The 429-nt window shown below is 28.7% G+C and carries 1 protein-coding gene; it reads right to left on the minus strand.

Annotated elements, in window-relative coordinates:
• On the minus strand, positions 1–412 hold a 412-nt coding region (locus IU405_RS00995; protein WP_197436768.1), incomplete at its 3' end, for an NADase-type glycan-binding domain-containing protein.
• Between the last annotated feature and the right edge of the window lie 17 nt (positions 413–429).

A 429-nucleotide genomic window follows, 5' to 3' on the forward strand; every position in this document is an offset into this window, starting at 1 on the left:
GTAAGCTTATTGCTGTATCTTTATATTTAATTCCTTCATAAACTTGAGTTATTTCAAATTTTAGTTTTGTCTCTTTATTGGCTGGAAATTTTATTTCTCCAATGTCAATTGTTTGTATTTCGAATGAATCCAAAAGATTTAAAATTGCATAAGGTTTGTCATTTAAATAGACTTTTAGTTGTTTAACTCGCGAATTATTTTCCCAAGTCTGTTTATTTTTCTTGTATCCGTTTGCCAATAAAATTCGATTAATTCCTAAGCGCCCATTATATTCTTTCGTTTCGCTAAAGTCAAAACAATATTCAATAAATTCTCCAATCCCATAATCAGGTTTTCCCTCAATCCAAGCTGTATTTTTGTCAAAATCATGGGCATTTTTTGCTGAGTAATTTATTCCATTATTTTCTTTCAATTCAGAAGAAGCTTTAA

This window comes from Polaribacter sp. BAL334, assembly GCF_015767435.1.
Taxonomy (GTDB): domain Bacteria; phylum Bacteroidota; class Bacteroidia; order Flavobacteriales; family Flavobacteriaceae; genus Polaribacter.